The organism is Bacillus sp. NP157, assembly GCA_018889975.1.
Lineage (GTDB): Bacteria > Pseudomonadota > Gammaproteobacteria > Xanthomonadales > Rhodanobacteraceae > Luteibacter.
In genome coordinates this window covers 3,648,666-3,662,347 of record CP076546.1, presented here as the reverse complement: position 1 = coordinate 3,662,347, position 13,682 = coordinate 3,648,666, and the positions used below count along the sequence as shown (strand labels likewise).

The following is a 13,682-nucleotide window of genomic DNA, read 5'->3' as shown; positions in this document are numbered from 1 at the left end:
TAACGTAGTTCCTCCCACCAGGAGGTGCGCCATGCCCAGCACCATCATCCCCGGCCTGCGTTACCGGGACGCCCCAGCCGCCATCCGCTTCCTCTGCGAGGCCTTCGGCTTCCGCGAACACGCCGTCCATCGCGACGACACCGACCCCAACATCGTCCTCCACGCCCAGCTGACCTATGGCGAGGGCATGGTGATGCTTGGCTCGGTACGCCCGGCGGAAGGCTTCGCCGAGCACATCGTCCAGCCCGACCAGATCGGCGGCCGTGAGACGCAGTGCCCGTATGTCGTCGTGGCCGACCTGCGCGCCCACTACACGCACGCGAAAGCCGCCGGCGCGACCATCATCGACGAGTACGAAGAGAAGGACTACGGCGGTGCCGGCTACTCGGCACGCGACCTGGAAGGACGGCTCTGGTACTTCGGCGACTACGACCCCTGGGCGACGCCGGGCTAGCGGCGCGAGCCGCCCCGGGAGGCGATCAGGTCCAGCGGCGGCCGTGTTCGGCCATGTACAGGCGGATTTCGTCTTCGACGATGTCCGCCAGCGCGCGCAGCCCCTGTTTCTGCAGCTCGTCGAGCTGGCGCGGCACGGAGTCGATCACGCACAGCGTGCCCAGCGGCTGGCCGTCGGGACTGCGCAAGGGGCAGCCCGCGTAGAAGACGATGTGCTCGTCGCCCGTTACCAGCGGATTGTCGCGGAAGCGTTCGTCGATGCGCGCGTCTTCCACCATCATGAAATCGCCGCCGAGGATGGCGTGGCCGCAGAAGGCCCACTCGCGCGGGGTTTCCGCGGTTTCGGTGCCGCGGCGCGACTTGAACCACTGCCGGCGCGACGTCAACAGGGAGATCAGCGAGACCGGCGTGCCGGTGACCAGGCAGGCGAGCCAGGTCAGGCGGTCGAACGTCGCCTCGGGGGGCGAGTCGAGCAAGCCCGTGCGGGCCACGGCGCGCAGACGCGCGGCTTCGTTCTCGGGAACCAGGTAAGCCGGGTTGCGCTCGGCACGCAGCTCGGGCGACATCGCGTGCAAGGGATCCGCGGCAAGCGCGGTGCGCTCTTCCAGCAGGGCGATCACCGCGCTACGGCGCATGCGCCGATGGCCACCGGGGGTTTTCCACGACTCCAGGGCCCCGCTCTCAATCCATTTCTGGGCCGTGCTCACGGAGATACCGAGAAGGCGCGCGGCATCGCGCGTCGTCAGCGTGGGGTCATCGGTGGGAGGGGGAACGAACTCGTTGATCAAGGCGGTGTACGACGCGAATGGAAAGTAAACGAAAGTGAGCCGTCGGACGCTACCACAGCCGTCCCCGCGAAGCGCTTGGCGAGGCTTACGCTTTTCGGTGGCGGGGCTTTCGATCTTCCCTGTTGCGGCGCCCACTACACTGCGCCCGCCCTGCGTCTGGTATACGAACGGCCTCGCCATTTCGCCTGACGGAGTCCGCCCGTGACCGCATTCGCAACGTACCCAAGCCTCGTCGACCGCACCGTGATCATCACCGGCGGCGCCAGTGGCATCGGCGAGGCCTTCGTCGAACATTTCGCGGCACAGGGCGCAAAAGTGGCCTTTTTCGACATCAACGACGAAGCCGGGAGCTCGCTGGCGGCTGGTCTTTCCGGGGCCCGGCACCGGCCCCTCTTCGTCCATTGCGATCTGTCCGACGTGGATGCGCTGCACCGGGCGATCGACCAGGCCCGCGCCATGTTCGGGCCGGTCAGCGTGCTGATCAACAATGCCGCGAACGACGTCCGCCACGCTTTCGAAGAGACGACGCAGGAGGCATTCGACGCCAGCCTGGCGACCAACCTGCGCCACCACTACTTCGCGACGCAGGCCATTTTGCCGGATATGCGTAACCTGGGCGGCGGCTCGGTCATCTGCCTGGGCTCCACCGGGTGGATGTTGAGGAACGCCGGCTACCCCATGTACGCGACCGCGAAAGCGGCCGTGCAGGGTTTCGTCTATGGCATGGCGCGGGAGCTCGGCCAGCACAACATCCGCATCAACTGCCTCGTGCCCGGCTGGGTGATCACCGAGAAGCAGCGGGAGCTGTGGCTGGACGAGGAGGGCGAGGCGCAGATCCGCCGGGTGCAATGCATGCCGGGGCACCTGATGGCCGACGACCTGGCCCGCGCCGCGCTGTTCCTTGCCGCCGACGACAGCAAGATGTGCACCGGGCAGAACTTCCTCGTCGACGGTGGCTGGGCCTGAACGGGTCACCCCAGCGTCACGCGCGGCAGACACATGGCTGACAGCACGCATACATGTCACGGCATCCAATGCCGGTCATTACCGTATTCGTGCAGGAAGGCTTACCCATGGACGTTGCCGTCAAACAAGAGATAGAGGCTGCCCATCCCAAGGCAGCCATCGTCACCACCTGTATCCTCGCCGCGCTCGCGGGCCTGATGTTCGGCCTGGACATCGGCGTCATTTCGGGTGCCCAGCAGTTCATCCAGAAGGAATTCCAGGCCACGGACAAGACGATCGAATGGATCGTCAGCGTCATGACCCTCGGTGCCGCGGCTGGCGCGCTCGGCGCCGGCTGGATGTCCGCCACCCTCGGCCGCAAGCGCTCGCTGATGCTCGGCGGCGTGCTGTTCGTGATCGGCTCGCTGTTCTGCGCCATGGCGTGGAGCACCGGCAGCCTCGTCGCCGCCCGCTTCGTGCTCGGCCTGGCCATCGGCGTGGCCACCTTTACCGCACCGCTGTACCTCGCCGAAGTCGCGCCGGAGCGTATCCGTGGCGCCATGATCTCGACCTACCAGTTGATGATCACCACGGGCATCCTGGTCGCCTTCCTCTCCGATACGGCGTTCAGCAGCAGCGGCAACTGGCGCTGGATGCTCGGCATCATCGCCATCCCGGGTGCCCTGTTCCTCGTCGGCCTGTTCTTCCTGCCCGATAGCCCGCGCTGGCTCCTGCTGCGCGGTCGCCGCGAGGACGCGCAGATCGTCCTGGCCAGGCTGCGTGGCGACGAGAAGCTGGTCGACAAGGAAATCGCCGACATCGAAGAGTCGCTTAAGACCAAGCAGCACGGCTGGAGCATGTTCCGCGAGAACCGCAACTTCCGTCGTTCCGTGGGCCTCGGCATGCTGCTGCAGGCGATGCAGCAGTTCACCGGCATGAACGTGGTGATGTACTACGCGCCGCGCATCTTCCAGGAAATGGGTTACGACCCGAAAGCACAGATGTGGTTCACCGCGGCAGTCGGCCTCACCAACGTCCTCGCCACCCTGATCGCGTTCGGCCTGGTCGACCGGCTGGGTCGCAAGCCGATCCTTTATGCGGGTTTCAGCATGATGGCGATCGGTCTCGGCGTCGTCGGCACGATGATGTTCCTCGGCATCCATGGCCGCACCGAACAGCTGTTCACCGTCGGCATGTTGCTGTTCTTCATCGTCGGCTTCGCGATGTCGGCCGGTCCGCTGATCTGGACCCTGTGCTCGGAAGTGCAGCCGCTGAAGGGCCGTGATTTCGGTATCGCCGCGTCCACCTGCATGAACTGGTCGACCAACTTCGTGGTCGGCGTGACCTTCCTCAGCCTGATGTCGGGCATCGGCAATGCGCAGACCTTCTGGCTCTACGCTGCGCTCAACGCGGTCTTCATCGGCCTGACCTTCTGGCTGATCCCCGAGACGAAGGGCGTGACCCTCGAGCAGATCGAGCGCAACCTGATGGCTGGCAAGAAGCTGCGCGAGATCGGCCGCTAAACAAGGCCTTAGCCCCGCCGGCGGTTGCTTCGGCACCGCCGGCAAGGCGATGATCGGGGAACAACCACGATCGGGGGATCGCGCATGTCGCAGGGGCAGGATCAGCAGCTGGAGCGGCTGACGTTTTTTTCGGACGCCGTGTTCGCCATCGCGATCACCTTGCTGGTCATCGAGATCCACGTGCCGCATCCCGAGGGGGCGGGCGACATGGCCTGGCTGCAGGCCCTGGCCAACCTGTTGCCGAACTTCTTCGGCTTCCTGCTCAGCTTCATCGTCGTGGGCGCGCTATGGGCAGCCCACCACCGCGTCTTCGGCATGGTCCGCGGCTACGACCCGGCGCTCGTCTGGCGAAACCTCGCCCTGCTGATGTCGGTGGCCTTCATGCCGTTCTCCTCGGCCCTGATGAGCGCCCATTCGACCGAGCGCGTACCCGAGGTCTTCTACGCGCTGAACCTGCTGGTCGCCGGCCTGTTGCAGTGGCGACTGGTCCGCACCGTGCTTCAGGCGCCCTATCTGCGCGAGGACATCACGGCCGACGACGTGGCCATGATGCGGCGGCGGACCCTGGCCCTGCCGGCGATGTCGACGGTGTCGCTGCTGCTCGCCCTGTGGATCCCCGGGCCGAGCAACCTGCCGCTCGTGCTGATGCCGGTGGTGGTGGGGTGGCTGGCGAGGGGTAGCCGGAGGCGTCCGCGAAATTAGTCGGATTTTTGAGGAAACTTCCATATCCCTCTGTAGGGCTAATCCCACAAACTTTCTCTAGCGCTCGTGTAGTCGGGCCCGGCTGCTGCTGCGCGGGGTGGCCCGTGCCGCCCCATAGGCCGGCGGCCCATGGTGGGCCGTTGAACTACGTCATTCAGAGAAAGGTTAATCGGATGAACCTCAAGCTTTTCAGCTCCGCCCTGCTTATCGCAGGCCTCGCCGCGCCGTCGGCATTTGCCGAAACCGGCACCATCACCTTCAAGGGTGCTATCAGCAACGTCACCTGCACGGTGGACGGCGAAGGTAGCGGCGGCCCGAACTTCGAAGTCGACCTGGGCAGCGTCAGCGCGGGTGACTTCGCGGCTCCCGGCGACAACCAGGGCATGCACGGTTTCCGCATCCAGATCGGCAAGACCGGCGAGAACTCGTGCACCAACGGCACGAGGGTGTACGCGACCTTCGATGCCGACGGCGCCCTGGTCGACCCGAACACCGGCATGGTGCGCGTGAACGGCACCGCCAAGGGTGTGCAGATCCGCCTGTTCAACGAAACCGGCGACAAGATCAACGCCTGGTCGGCCGACCAGAAGGTCGTGACGAAGGTCGTCGAGGGCAACATGGCGATGATTTTCCACGCGGCAGCGTTCGAGCGCACCGATGACATGGTGGCGGGCACGGCCAACGGCCAGGTCAAGTACACCATCAACTACGAAGCACCGTAAGGCAAGGAGTCGACCGCCGGCGCGCCGGCGGTCGATCCGAAAGGACGCCCATGATTCGCCCCCTTATTCTCCGCGCGGCCCTGCTGGCCGCGGTGGTTCCGTTCGCGCAGGTCGCGTCGGCCAGCGTCGTGATGAACGCGACGCGCTATGTGTAGCGTTCGCCCTGCATGTCGAGAACTGCTCGGACCCGGCGGGCCTCATCGCACGCTTTACCTTCGGCACCGCGGGCGACGCCGAACCCGGCCATCCTGAGTGGTTTTCCCTATCAGCGGGCGGGCCGCCGAACGTTGCCCTGGAGCTCGGCACGAAGGAGCGACGGAACATCAGTCCGGGCATCCCCATCGACCTCAGCGCGCTCGGCACGGGCGACCGCTACGACTTCCACGTCCGCCTGCGGGAAACCCGGGCGACCGTGCGGGGCGGCACCTTCAGCCGGCCGATCCGGGTTGAGGTCGAATACCTCTGACGCGGCTATCATCAGGGGTCTTTCCAGAGACACCGTGGTAGCACCATGCGCAACCCCCTCCAGGAACAGCTCCTCAAGGCCGGCCTCGTCAAGAAGGACAAGGCCGCCAAGATCGTCCGTGACCAGGCGAAGCAGCGCCAGGGCAAGGCCCCGGTGGCCGCGGACGAGGACAAGGTCGATGCCCGCCAGCTGCAGGCCGAGCGGGCGGAGCGCGATCGCGCCATTGCTGCCGAGCGCAACGCGGAGGCGAGGGCGAAGGAACTGCGCGCGCAGGTGCGACAGATCGTCGAGGCCAAGAAGGTGAAGCGCGAAGGCGAGGATCCGTACCGCTTCAACGATGGCGAGCGGATCACCAGCGTGCTGGTGAGCGAGGCGCAACGCGGCCAGCTTGCCGCCGGCGCCCTGGCGATCGTCCGCCATGGCGAGGGCTTTGAACTGCTGCCGCGCGCGGCGGCCGACCAGGTCCATGTCCGTGTGCCCGAGCTCATCGTGCTCGACCACGGCCGCAAGGATGGCGATCCGCTGCCGCCCGACGACGAGGACGACTTCTACAAGCAGTTCGTCGTGCCGGACGACCTGGTCTGGTAAGGCTCCCGCCGTGACGATCCTGGTTACCGGCAGCGCGGGCCACCTGGGCGAAGCGCTCGTGCGCGAACTCCGCGCCCAGGGCCGCGAGGTGCGCGGCATCGACATCAAACCGTCGCCGTTCACCGACGAAGTCGGCTCGATCGCCGACGAAGCCTTCGTCCGCCGGGCGATGGCGGGCGCGACCGGGGTGGTCCACGCCGCGACGCTACACAAGCCGCACGTGGCGACCCATTCGAAGCGCCAGTTCGTCGATACGAACGTGGCCGGCACGGTCGCCCTGCTCGAGGCGGCCGTCGCGGAGGGGGTTCGCGGCTTTGTCTTCACCAGCACGACCAGCGCGTTTGGCGCCGCGTTGTCGCCGGCGGCCGGGCAGCCGGCCGCCTGGATCGATGAGGACGTGGTCCCGGTGCCGAAGAACATCTACGGCGCGACCAAGATCGCGGCGGAAGGGATGTGCGAGCTGGTCGCCCGCAAGGACCATCTTCCGGTGGTCGTGCTGCGAACGTCGCGCTTCTTCCCGGAAGATGATGACAACGCAGGTGTTCGTGCGGAATACGGCACGGAAAACATGCAGGCCAACGAGCTGCTGTACCGGCGGGCCGACATCGAGGACATCGTCGGCGCCCACCTGCTTGCGCTGGAGAGAGCGCCGTCGATCGGCTTCGGCCGGTACATCGTATCGGCACCGACCCCCTTCACCCGGGCCGATGTCGCCGAGCTCCGCAAAGACGCGCTTGCGGTCGTTGCGCGTCTTTTCCCTGACGTTGCAAGCCTGTACGCCGAAAAAGGCTGGAAGCTGCTACCGAGCCTGGACCGTGTCTACGACAGCCACAAGGCGATGCGCGAGCTCGGCTGGGTCCCCCGGCGCGACTTCGCCTACGTCCTCGCGTGCCTGCGCCGGGGCGAAGACTTCCGCAGCCCGGCGGCCCTGGCGGTCGGCAGGAAGGGGTATCACGACGAGGTCTTCGCGGACGGCCCCTACCCGGTCGCCTAGCTGACGCATAAAAAAGGGCCCCGTCGCGAGACGGGGCCCCTTCGTTCGTCACTTCGCCTTTGCTCAGGCCGCGGCCTTGGCTCGCGGTGCTTCCAGCGATTTGTTGATGCGCAGCGCGATCAGGGTGCAGACCACGCCCGAGAGCAGGTAGGCACTCACCGCGACCAGGCCGAAGCGGGTGGACAGGCCCAGCGCCACCAGCGGGGCGAAGGCCGCGCCGACCAGCCACGCGAAGTCGGTGGTCAATGCCGCGCCGGTGTAGCGGAAGCGCTTTTCGAAGTTCGACGTGACCGTGCCGGCCGCCTGGCCGTAGGACAGGCCGAGCAGGCCGAAGCCGACGATCAGGAAGGTGTCCTGGGCGACCTTGCCGCCATCGAGCAGGAACGGCGCGGCGATCGCGAACAGGCCGATCAGCACCGCCATGGTGCCCAGCGTGTTCCGGCGACCGAACTTATCGGCGATGACGCCCGACGCCACCGTGGCCAGGACCGCGACGAAGGCGCCAATAATCTGCACGATCAAGACGTTATTGATGGCCTGCGAGCGGTTGATGGCGATCCAGCTGAGCGGGAACACGGTCACGATGTGGAACAGGGCGTAGCTGGCCAGGGCGGCGAAGGCGCCGATAAACAGGTTGTAACCCTGCGCCCGCACCATCTCGATGGTGCCGATCGGCTCGAGCAGGGATTCCTCCATCGCCTGGGTGTATTCCTCGGTCACCACCAGGCGGAGGCGGGCGAACAGGGCCACGACGTTGATGGCGAAGGCGACGAAGAACGGATAACGCCAGCCCCAGCCCATGAAGTCCTCGTGGGACAGCTGGGTATTGAGGAACAGGAACAGCGAGCCGGCAATCAGGAAGCCCACCGGCGCGCCCAGCTGGCCGAGCATGGCGAACCAGCCGCGGCGGCCCTTGGGCGCGTTAAGGGCCAGCAGGGAGGGCAGGCCATCCCACGAGCCACCCAGCGCAATGCCCTGCAAGAACCGTAGTAGCGACAGGATCACGATGACCGTGTAGCCCCCGGAGGTGTTCGCCGGCAGGAAGGCGATGCACACCGTGGAGGTGCCCAGCAGGAACAGCGAGGCGGTGAGCTTGGTGCTCCGGCCGAAATGGCGCTGGATCGCCATGAACAGCGTGGTACCGATAGGCCGGGCGATGAAGGCGAACGAGAAGATCGTGAAGGCAAGCAGGATGCCGTCAGTCTGGTTCAGGAACGGGAAGAACACCGACGGGAAGACCAGGACCGAAGCGATGCCATACGTAAAGAAATCAAAGTATTCGGAGGCCCGGCCGATGACGACGCCCACCGCGATCTCGTTCGGCGCGACGGCGGCGTGGCTCTCCTGGTGCTGCCGGCGGACGTCGCGTTCGGCGACCTCGGCGGCGTTGTGAGGGACGTGTGAAATGCTCGACATCGTACGGCTCCCTTCCTGTGCTTGGGTACAGCATAACCATTGCCAGGGCTTCTGGCTTGCATCCCATGGGACAAAGTGTCCTATGGTCGTGACGTGAATTTCAGCGTATTTTTTTGAGTCCCCAGGTTGCTCCCACCATGCGAATGTCCATGAAGATGTTGCGCGGATTAATGATCCCCGCCCTGGCCCTGCTTTTGTCGGGCTGCGACGCCGTACTGTTTTCGCCTTCCGGCGACATCGCCCGCCAACAACGGGACCTGATCTTCATTTCCGTGGTGCTGATGCTCATCATCATCATCCCGGTGATCTTCCTGATCCTGCTGTTCGCCTGGAAGTACCGGGCCGGCAGCAAGGCTGCCCAGGAAGACTACGCCCCGGACTGGAACCACTCCACCGTGCTGGAGCTGATCGTCTGGTCGGCCCCGCTGATGATCATCATCGCACTGGGTGCCATCACCTGGACCAGCACCCACAAGCTGGACCCCTACCGTCCGCTCGACCAAGTCGCGCAGAACCGGCCCGTCCCGGCTGGCGTCAAGCCGCTGGTGGTCGAGGTCGTGGCGCTGGACTGGAAGTGGCTGTTCCTCTACCCGGAACAGGGCATCGCCACGGTCAACGAGATGGCCGCCCCGGTGGACCGTCCGATCGAATTCCACATCACCGCCTCCAGCGTGATGAACGCCTTCTTCGTGCCGTCCATGGCGGGCATGATCTATGCCATGCCGGGCATGGAGACCAAGCTCAACGCCGTGATGAACAAGACCGGCGACTTCGAGGGCATCTCGGCCAACTACAGCGGCGCCGGGTTCTCCGACATGCGCTTCCGCTTCCACAGCCTGTCCGAGGGTGACTTCGACGCGTGGGTGGCCAAGGCCAAGGCCAGCGGCGACGCCCTCGACCGCGACGATTACCTCAAGCTCGAGCAGCCCAGCGAGCGCGAACCGGTGCATTACTACGGCACCGTGGCGGAGGGTCTCTACAACAAGATCCTCAACCGCTGCGTCGAAGCCAACCGCATGTGCTCCAGCGACATGATGGCGCTGGACAAGGCCGGCGGCCAGGGCATCGTGGGCACGTACAACGTGACCTCGCTCGATGCCGCGACCCGCTCGCGCAATGGCCTGCCCGACGACGGCCGCCGCTACGTAGGCGCCCTGTGCGCCGCTCGCGGCACCGCCGGTGAAGCCATGACGCCCGCCGGACGCCCGCTCTAAGCGGTCGCCCCCAAACGAATTTCGCTTGCCGAGTCCGGTATGAATACGCCCGATCTAGTAAAACTGATCTTCGGACGCCTCACCATAGAGGCCATCCCTTATCACGAGCCCATCCTGCTCGCCACGTTCGCGGGCGTCGCCCTCGGCGGCGCGGTCGTGCTGGGCCTGCTCTTCAAGTACAAGCTGTGGGGCTACCTCTGGAAAGAGTGGTTCACCAGCATCGATCACAAGAAGATCGGCATCATGTACATGGTGCTCGGCATCGTGATGCTGCTGCGCGGCTTCGCCGACGCCCTGATGATGCGCCTCCAGCAGGCCATCGCCTTCAACGGCAACCCGGGCTTCCTGCCACCGCACCACTACGACCAGATCTTCACCGCCCACGGCGTGATCATGATCTTCTTCGTGGCGATGCCGCTGGTCACGGGCCTGATGAACTACGTGGTGCCGCTGCAGATCGGCGCGCGCGACGTGGCCTTCCCGTTCCTCAACAACTTCAGCTTCTGGATGACCGTCTCCGGCGCGCTGCTGGTGATGGCGTCGCTGTTCGTCGGTGAGTTCGCCCGCACCGGCTGGCTGGCCTATCCGCCGCTGTCCGGCCTGGCGGCGAGTCCAGACGTGGGTGTCGACTACTACATATGGTCGCTACAGGTGGCCGGCGTGGGAACGACCCTCTCCGGCATCAACCTGATCGCCACCATCGTCAAGATGCGCGCGCCGGGCATGACCATGATGAAGATGCCCGTCTTCACCTGGACCTCGCTCTGCACCAACGTGCTGATCGTCGCCGCCTTCCCGGTCCTCACGGCCGTGCTGGTGCTGCTGGCGCTCGACCGTTACGTCGGCACCAACTTCTTCACGAACGACTTCGGCGGCAACGCCATGATGTACGTGAACCTGATCTGGATCTGGGGCCACCCCGAGGTCTACATCCTGGTGCTGCCGGTGTTCGGCATCTTCTCGGAAGTGGTGTCCACCTTCAGCCAGAAGCGCCTGTTCGGCTACGCCTCGATGGTCTACGCCACCGTGGTCATCACCGTGCTGTCGTACCTGGTGTGGCTGCACCACTTCTTCACCATGGGTTCGGGTGCCAGCGTCAACTCGTTCTTCGGCATCACCACGATGATCATCTCGATCCCGACCGGTGCGAAGCTGTTCAACTGGTTGTTCACGATGTACCGCGGCCGCATCAAGTTCGACGTGCCCATGCTGTGGACGGTCGGCTTCATGGTCACCTTCACCATCGGTGGCATGACCGGCGTGATGCTCGCGGTGCCGCCGGCCGACTTCCTGCTGCACAACAGCCTGTTCCTGATCGCGCATTTCCATAACGTGATCATCGGCGGCGTCATCTTCGGCCTGTTCGCCGGCATCAACTACTGGTTCCCGAAGGCCTTCGGCTTCCGCCTCGATCCGTTCTGGGGCAAGTGCTCCTTCTGGTTCTGGCTGGTCGGCTTCTGGGTCGCCTTCATGCCGCTGTACGTGCTCGGCTTCATGGGCGTCACCCGCCGCATGAACCACTTCGAGGACCCGTCGCTGCAGATCTGGTTCCAGATCGCCGCCGTCGGCGCCGGCCTGGTCGCGCTGGGCATCGGCTCGTTCCTGATCCAGATCTTCGTTTCGATCAAGAACAAGGAAAAGCTGCGCGACGTCACCGGCGATCCGTGGCACGGCCGTACCCTGGAGTGGGCCACCTCGTCGCCGCCGCCGGAATACAACTTCGCGTTCACCCCGCTGATCCACGACAACGATGCGTGGTGGGACATGAAGGAGCGCAACGCGACGCGTCGCACCGAAGGTTACCTGCCGATCCACATGCCGAAGAACACCGCGGCCGGCTTCATCATCGCCGCGTTCGCCTTCGTGTTCGGTTTCGCGATGATCTGGCACATGTTCCTGGTGGCTGGCCTGTCGTTCCTCGGCATCCTGGTCAGCGCCATCACGCACACGTTCAACTACAAGCGCGATTACTACATCCCCGCCGACGTGGTCGAGCGCACCGAGACCGCCCGCACGGAAGAGCTTGCCGCCCATGTCTGATATCCAAGCCAACCCGTCCGCGGCCGTGGCCGGGACCGAAAACCAGTTCTGGATGACCAAGGATCACCATCCGGAGAACGGAACCCTGCTGGGGTTCTGGATCTACCTGATGAGCGACTGCCTGATCTTCGCCTGCCTGTTCGCCTGCTACGGCGTGCTGGGGCGGAGCTACGCGGGCGGTCCGTCCGGCGCCGACCTGTTCGAACTGCCGCTGGTGGCGATCAACACCACCATGCTGCTGCTGTCTTCGATCACCTACGGCTTCGCCGTGCTGGAGATGCAGAAGAACCGCCGCGGCACGATGATGGCCTGGCTCATCGTCACCGGCCTGTTCGGCGCCACGTTCCTCGGCATCGAGCTGTACGAGTTCGCCAACCTGATCCATGAAGGTGCCGGCCCGCAGCGCAGCGCGTTCCTTTCGTCCTTCTTCACCCTGGTCGGCACCCACGGCCTGCACGTGACCTTCGGCATCGTGTGGCTGACCACGCTGTTGTTCCAGGTCGGCAAGCACGGCCTGACGGCAGCCAACAAGCGCCGCATCATGTGCCTGTCGATGTTCTGGCACTTCCTGGACGTGGTCTGGATCGGCGTCTTCACCTTCGTTTACCTGATGGGAGTGCTGCCGTGAGCGCGCACGCTGAATCGCACGATCACCACGATCACGACCACCACGACGACGAAGTCGTCAGCCACAGCACGCTCAAGGGTTACGCGATGGGGTTTTTCCTCGCGGTGATCCTGACGGCGATTCCGTTCTGGCTGGTGATGGGCAAGGTCATCCCGGATACGCGCACGCTGTCGGTGGTGCTGCTGGCCTTCGCCGCCATCCAGATCGTGGTGCACATGATTTACTTCCTGCACATGGATACCAAGTCGCAGGGTGGCTGGAACATGCTGGCGCTGATCTTCACGCTGGTGCTGGTGGTGATCACGCTCACCGGTTCCATCTGGGTCATGTTCCACATGAATGCCAACATGATGCCTGGCATGTCGCATGACATGAGCCAGCAGGTCAAGAACCTGCCTTGAGCACGTCGCCGCACCGGGACCACGAGACGCCGCGCCCTCCGCGCGGCGTCTTCGTAATGGGCCTGCTCGCACTGTGCGGGGTGGGTCTTTTCGCCGCGTTCGTGGCGTTGGGTACCTGGCAGGTGCATCGCCGTGCGTGGAAGCATGAACTCATCGCGCGCGTGGATGCCCGCGTGCACGCGCCCGCGGTGGATCCGCCCGGTCGCGCGCAGTGGCCGGCGATCAGCGCGGCGGACGACGAATACCGTCGGGTGAAGCTCAGCGGCACCTTCCTGCAGGACAAGAGCGTGCGCGTGCGTGCCAGCACCGAGCTCGGGCTGGGTTCCTGGCTGATGACGCCGCTGCGCCAGGACAACGGCGAAGTCGTGCTGGTCAATCGCGGCTTCGTGCTGCCCTCGTGGTGCGCTGGCAAGGCGACCTGCGCGGTCGGTACCGCGGGCCCGGCCAGCGTGGCCGGCCTGCTGCGCATCAGCGAACCGAAGGGCGCCTTCCTGCAGGATAACGATCCCGCGGCCGACCGCTGGTTTTCGCGCGACGTGGCGGCCATCGCCCGGGACAAGGGGCTGCAGGATGCGGCGCCTTACTTCGTCGATGCCGACGCGGATGCCGGTACGGCGGGCGGCCCCGGTGCCGATGGCAGCCAGGGCCCGGTCGGCGGCCTGACCGTGATTGCCTTCCCCGACAACCACCTGCAGTACGCCCTGACCTGGTACGCGCTGGCGCTGCTGACCCTGGTCGGCGCCTGGGTCGTCTGGCGCGACCAGCGCAAGCGCAAATAACCGCGCCCGGGTGGTCCGGGCAG

At 65.4% G+C, this 13,682-nt stretch carries 14 protein-coding genes; 12 read left to right on the top strand and 2 right to left on the bottom strand.

Annotation, left to right across the window (positions count from 1 at the left end; genetic code table 11):
- The first annotated feature begins 31 nt into the window (after positions 1–31).
- Positions 32–454, top strand: a complete 423-nt coding sequence (locus KPL74_16805) for a VOC family protein (GenBank protein QWT19393.1) — start codon at positions 32–34, stop codon at positions 452–454.
- Positions 455–479: 25 nt separating this feature from the next.
- On the opposite strand, the gene KPL74_16800 is transcribed toward KPL74_16805, so the two are convergent.
- Complete coding sequence (locus KPL74_16800; GenBank protein ID QWT19392.1) at positions 480–1,160, bottom strand: GAF domain-containing protein; 681 nt, start codon at positions 1,158–1,160, stop codon at positions 480–482.
- A gap of 282 nt (positions 1,161–1,442) precedes the next feature.
- Here KPL74_16800 and KPL74_16795 point away from each other — a divergent pair, with 282 nt between their 5' ends.
- The 6 genes from KPL74_16795 to KPL74_16770 all read left to right on the top strand — a co-directional run bounded on the left by KPL74_16795 (position 1,443) and on the right by KPL74_16770 (position 7,181).
- Positions 1,443–2,207, top strand: a complete 765-nt coding sequence (locus KPL74_16795) for an SDR family oxidoreductase (GenBank protein QWT19391.1) — start codon at positions 1,443–1,445, stop codon at positions 2,205–2,207.
- A gap of 107 nt (positions 2,208–2,314) precedes the next feature.
- The gene (locus tag KPL74_16790) at positions 2,315–3,709 is read left to right on the top strand and encodes a sugar porter family MFS transporter (GenBank protein QWT19390.1); all 1,395 of its coding nucleotides are present in this window, start codon (positions 2,315–2,317) and stop codon (positions 3,707–3,709) included.
- Between the two features lie 84 nt (positions 3,710–3,793).
- Positions 3,794–4,411, top strand: a complete 618-nt coding sequence (locus KPL74_16785; GenBank protein ID QWT19389.1) for a DUF1211 domain-containing protein — start codon at positions 3,794–3,796, stop codon at positions 4,409–4,411.
- A 173-nt stretch (positions 4,412–4,584) separates the two neighbouring features.
- The gene (locus tag KPL74_16780; protein ID QWT19388.1) at positions 4,585–5,133 is read left to right on the top strand and encodes a type 1 fimbrial protein; all 549 of its coding nucleotides are present in this window, start codon (positions 4,585–4,587) and stop codon (positions 5,131–5,133) included.
- A 511-nt stretch (positions 5,134–5,644) separates the two neighbouring features.
- Entirely contained in the window at positions 5,645–6,187 is a 543-nt protein-coding gene (locus KPL74_16775) for a DUF2058 domain-containing protein (protein ID QWT19387.1), read from the top strand.
- A 10-nt stretch (positions 6,188–6,197) separates the two neighbouring features.
- Entirely contained in the window at positions 6,198–7,181 is a 984-nt protein-coding gene (locus KPL74_16770; protein ID QWT19386.1) for an NAD(P)-dependent oxidoreductase, read from the top strand.
- A gap of 63 nt (positions 7,182–7,244) precedes the next feature.
- On the opposite strand, the gene KPL74_16765 is transcribed toward KPL74_16770, so the two are convergent.
- On the bottom strand, positions 7,245–8,597 hold the full coding sequence (locus KPL74_16765; GenBank protein QWT19385.1) for an MFS transporter: 1,353 nt from the start codon (positions 8,595–8,597) through the stop codon (positions 7,245–7,247).
- A gap of 149 nt (positions 8,598–8,746) precedes the next feature.
- On the opposite strand from KPL74_16765, the gene cyoA reads away from it, so the two are divergent.
- The 5 genes from cyoA to KPL74_16740 are packed head-to-tail and all read left to right on the top strand — an operon-like array spanning position 8,747 to position 13,659.
- Positions 8,747–9,811 carry a ubiquinol oxidase subunit II gene (gene cyoA, locus KPL74_16760; protein QWT19384.1) on the top strand — a complete coding sequence of 355 codons (1,065 nt, stop codon included), beginning with the start codon at positions 8,747–8,749 and terminating at the stop codon, positions 9,809–9,811.
- A 39-nt stretch (positions 9,812–9,850) separates the two neighbouring features.
- A complete protein-coding gene (gene cyoB, locus KPL74_16755) occupies positions 9,851–11,851 on the top strand; it encodes a cytochrome o ubiquinol oxidase subunit I (protein QWT19383.1) in 2,001 nt (666 codons plus the stop codon).
- Between the two features lie 52 nt (positions 11,852–11,903).
- Positions 11,904–12,479: a cytochrome o ubiquinol oxidase subunit III gene (cyoC, locus tag KPL74_16750; GenBank protein QWT22634.1), complete on the top strand. Its 576-nt coding sequence runs from the start codon at positions 11,904–11,906 to the stop codon at positions 12,477–12,479.
- On the top strand, positions 12,476–12,880 hold the full coding sequence (cyoD, locus tag KPL74_16745; protein ID QWT19382.1) for a cytochrome o ubiquinol oxidase subunit IV: 405 nt from the start codon (positions 12,476–12,478) through the stop codon (positions 12,878–12,880). The genes cyoC and cyoD overlap by 4 nt, the downstream gene beginning before the upstream one ends.
- Complete coding sequence (locus KPL74_16740) at positions 12,877–13,659, top strand: SURF1 family protein (protein QWT19381.1); 783 nt, start codon at positions 12,877–12,879, stop codon at positions 13,657–13,659. Before cyoD ends, KPL74_16740 begins: the two co-directional genes overlap by 4 nt.
- Positions 13,660–13,682 lie beyond the last annotated feature (23 nt).

Coding starts and splice junctions, on each gene's coding strand:
- KPL74_16805 (QWT19393.1), top strand. CDS start 32: ATGCCCAGCACCATCATCCCCGGCCTGCGTTACCGGGACGCCCCAGCC.
- cyoA (QWT19384.1), top strand. CDS start 8,747: ATGAAGATGTTGCGCGGATTAATGATCCCCGCCCTGGCCCTGCTTTTG.
- cyoB (QWT19383.1), top strand. CDS start 9,851: ATGAATACGCCCGATCTAGTAAAACTGATCTTCGGACGCCTCACCATA.
- KPL74_16790 (QWT19390.1), top strand. CDS start 2,315: ATGGACGTTGCCGTCAAACAAGAGATAGAGGCTGCCCATCCCAAGGCA.
- KPL74_16765 (QWT19385.1), bottom strand. CDS start 8,597: ATGTCGAGCATTTCACACGTCCCTCACAACGCCGCCGAGGTCGCCGAA.
- KPL74_16785 (QWT19389.1), top strand. CDS start 3,794: ATGTCGCAGGGGCAGGATCAGCAGCTGGAGCGGCTGACGTTTTTTTCG.
- KPL74_16780 (QWT19388.1), top strand. CDS start 4,585: ATGAACCTCAAGCTTTTCAGCTCCGCCCTGCTTATCGCAGGCCTCGCC.
- cyoC (QWT22634.1), top strand. CDS start 11,904: ATGACCAAGGATCACCATCCGGAGAACGGAACCCTGCTGGGGTTCTGG.
- KPL74_16775 (QWT19387.1), top strand. CDS start 5,645: ATGCGCAACCCCCTCCAGGAACAGCTCCTCAAGGCCGGCCTCGTCAAG.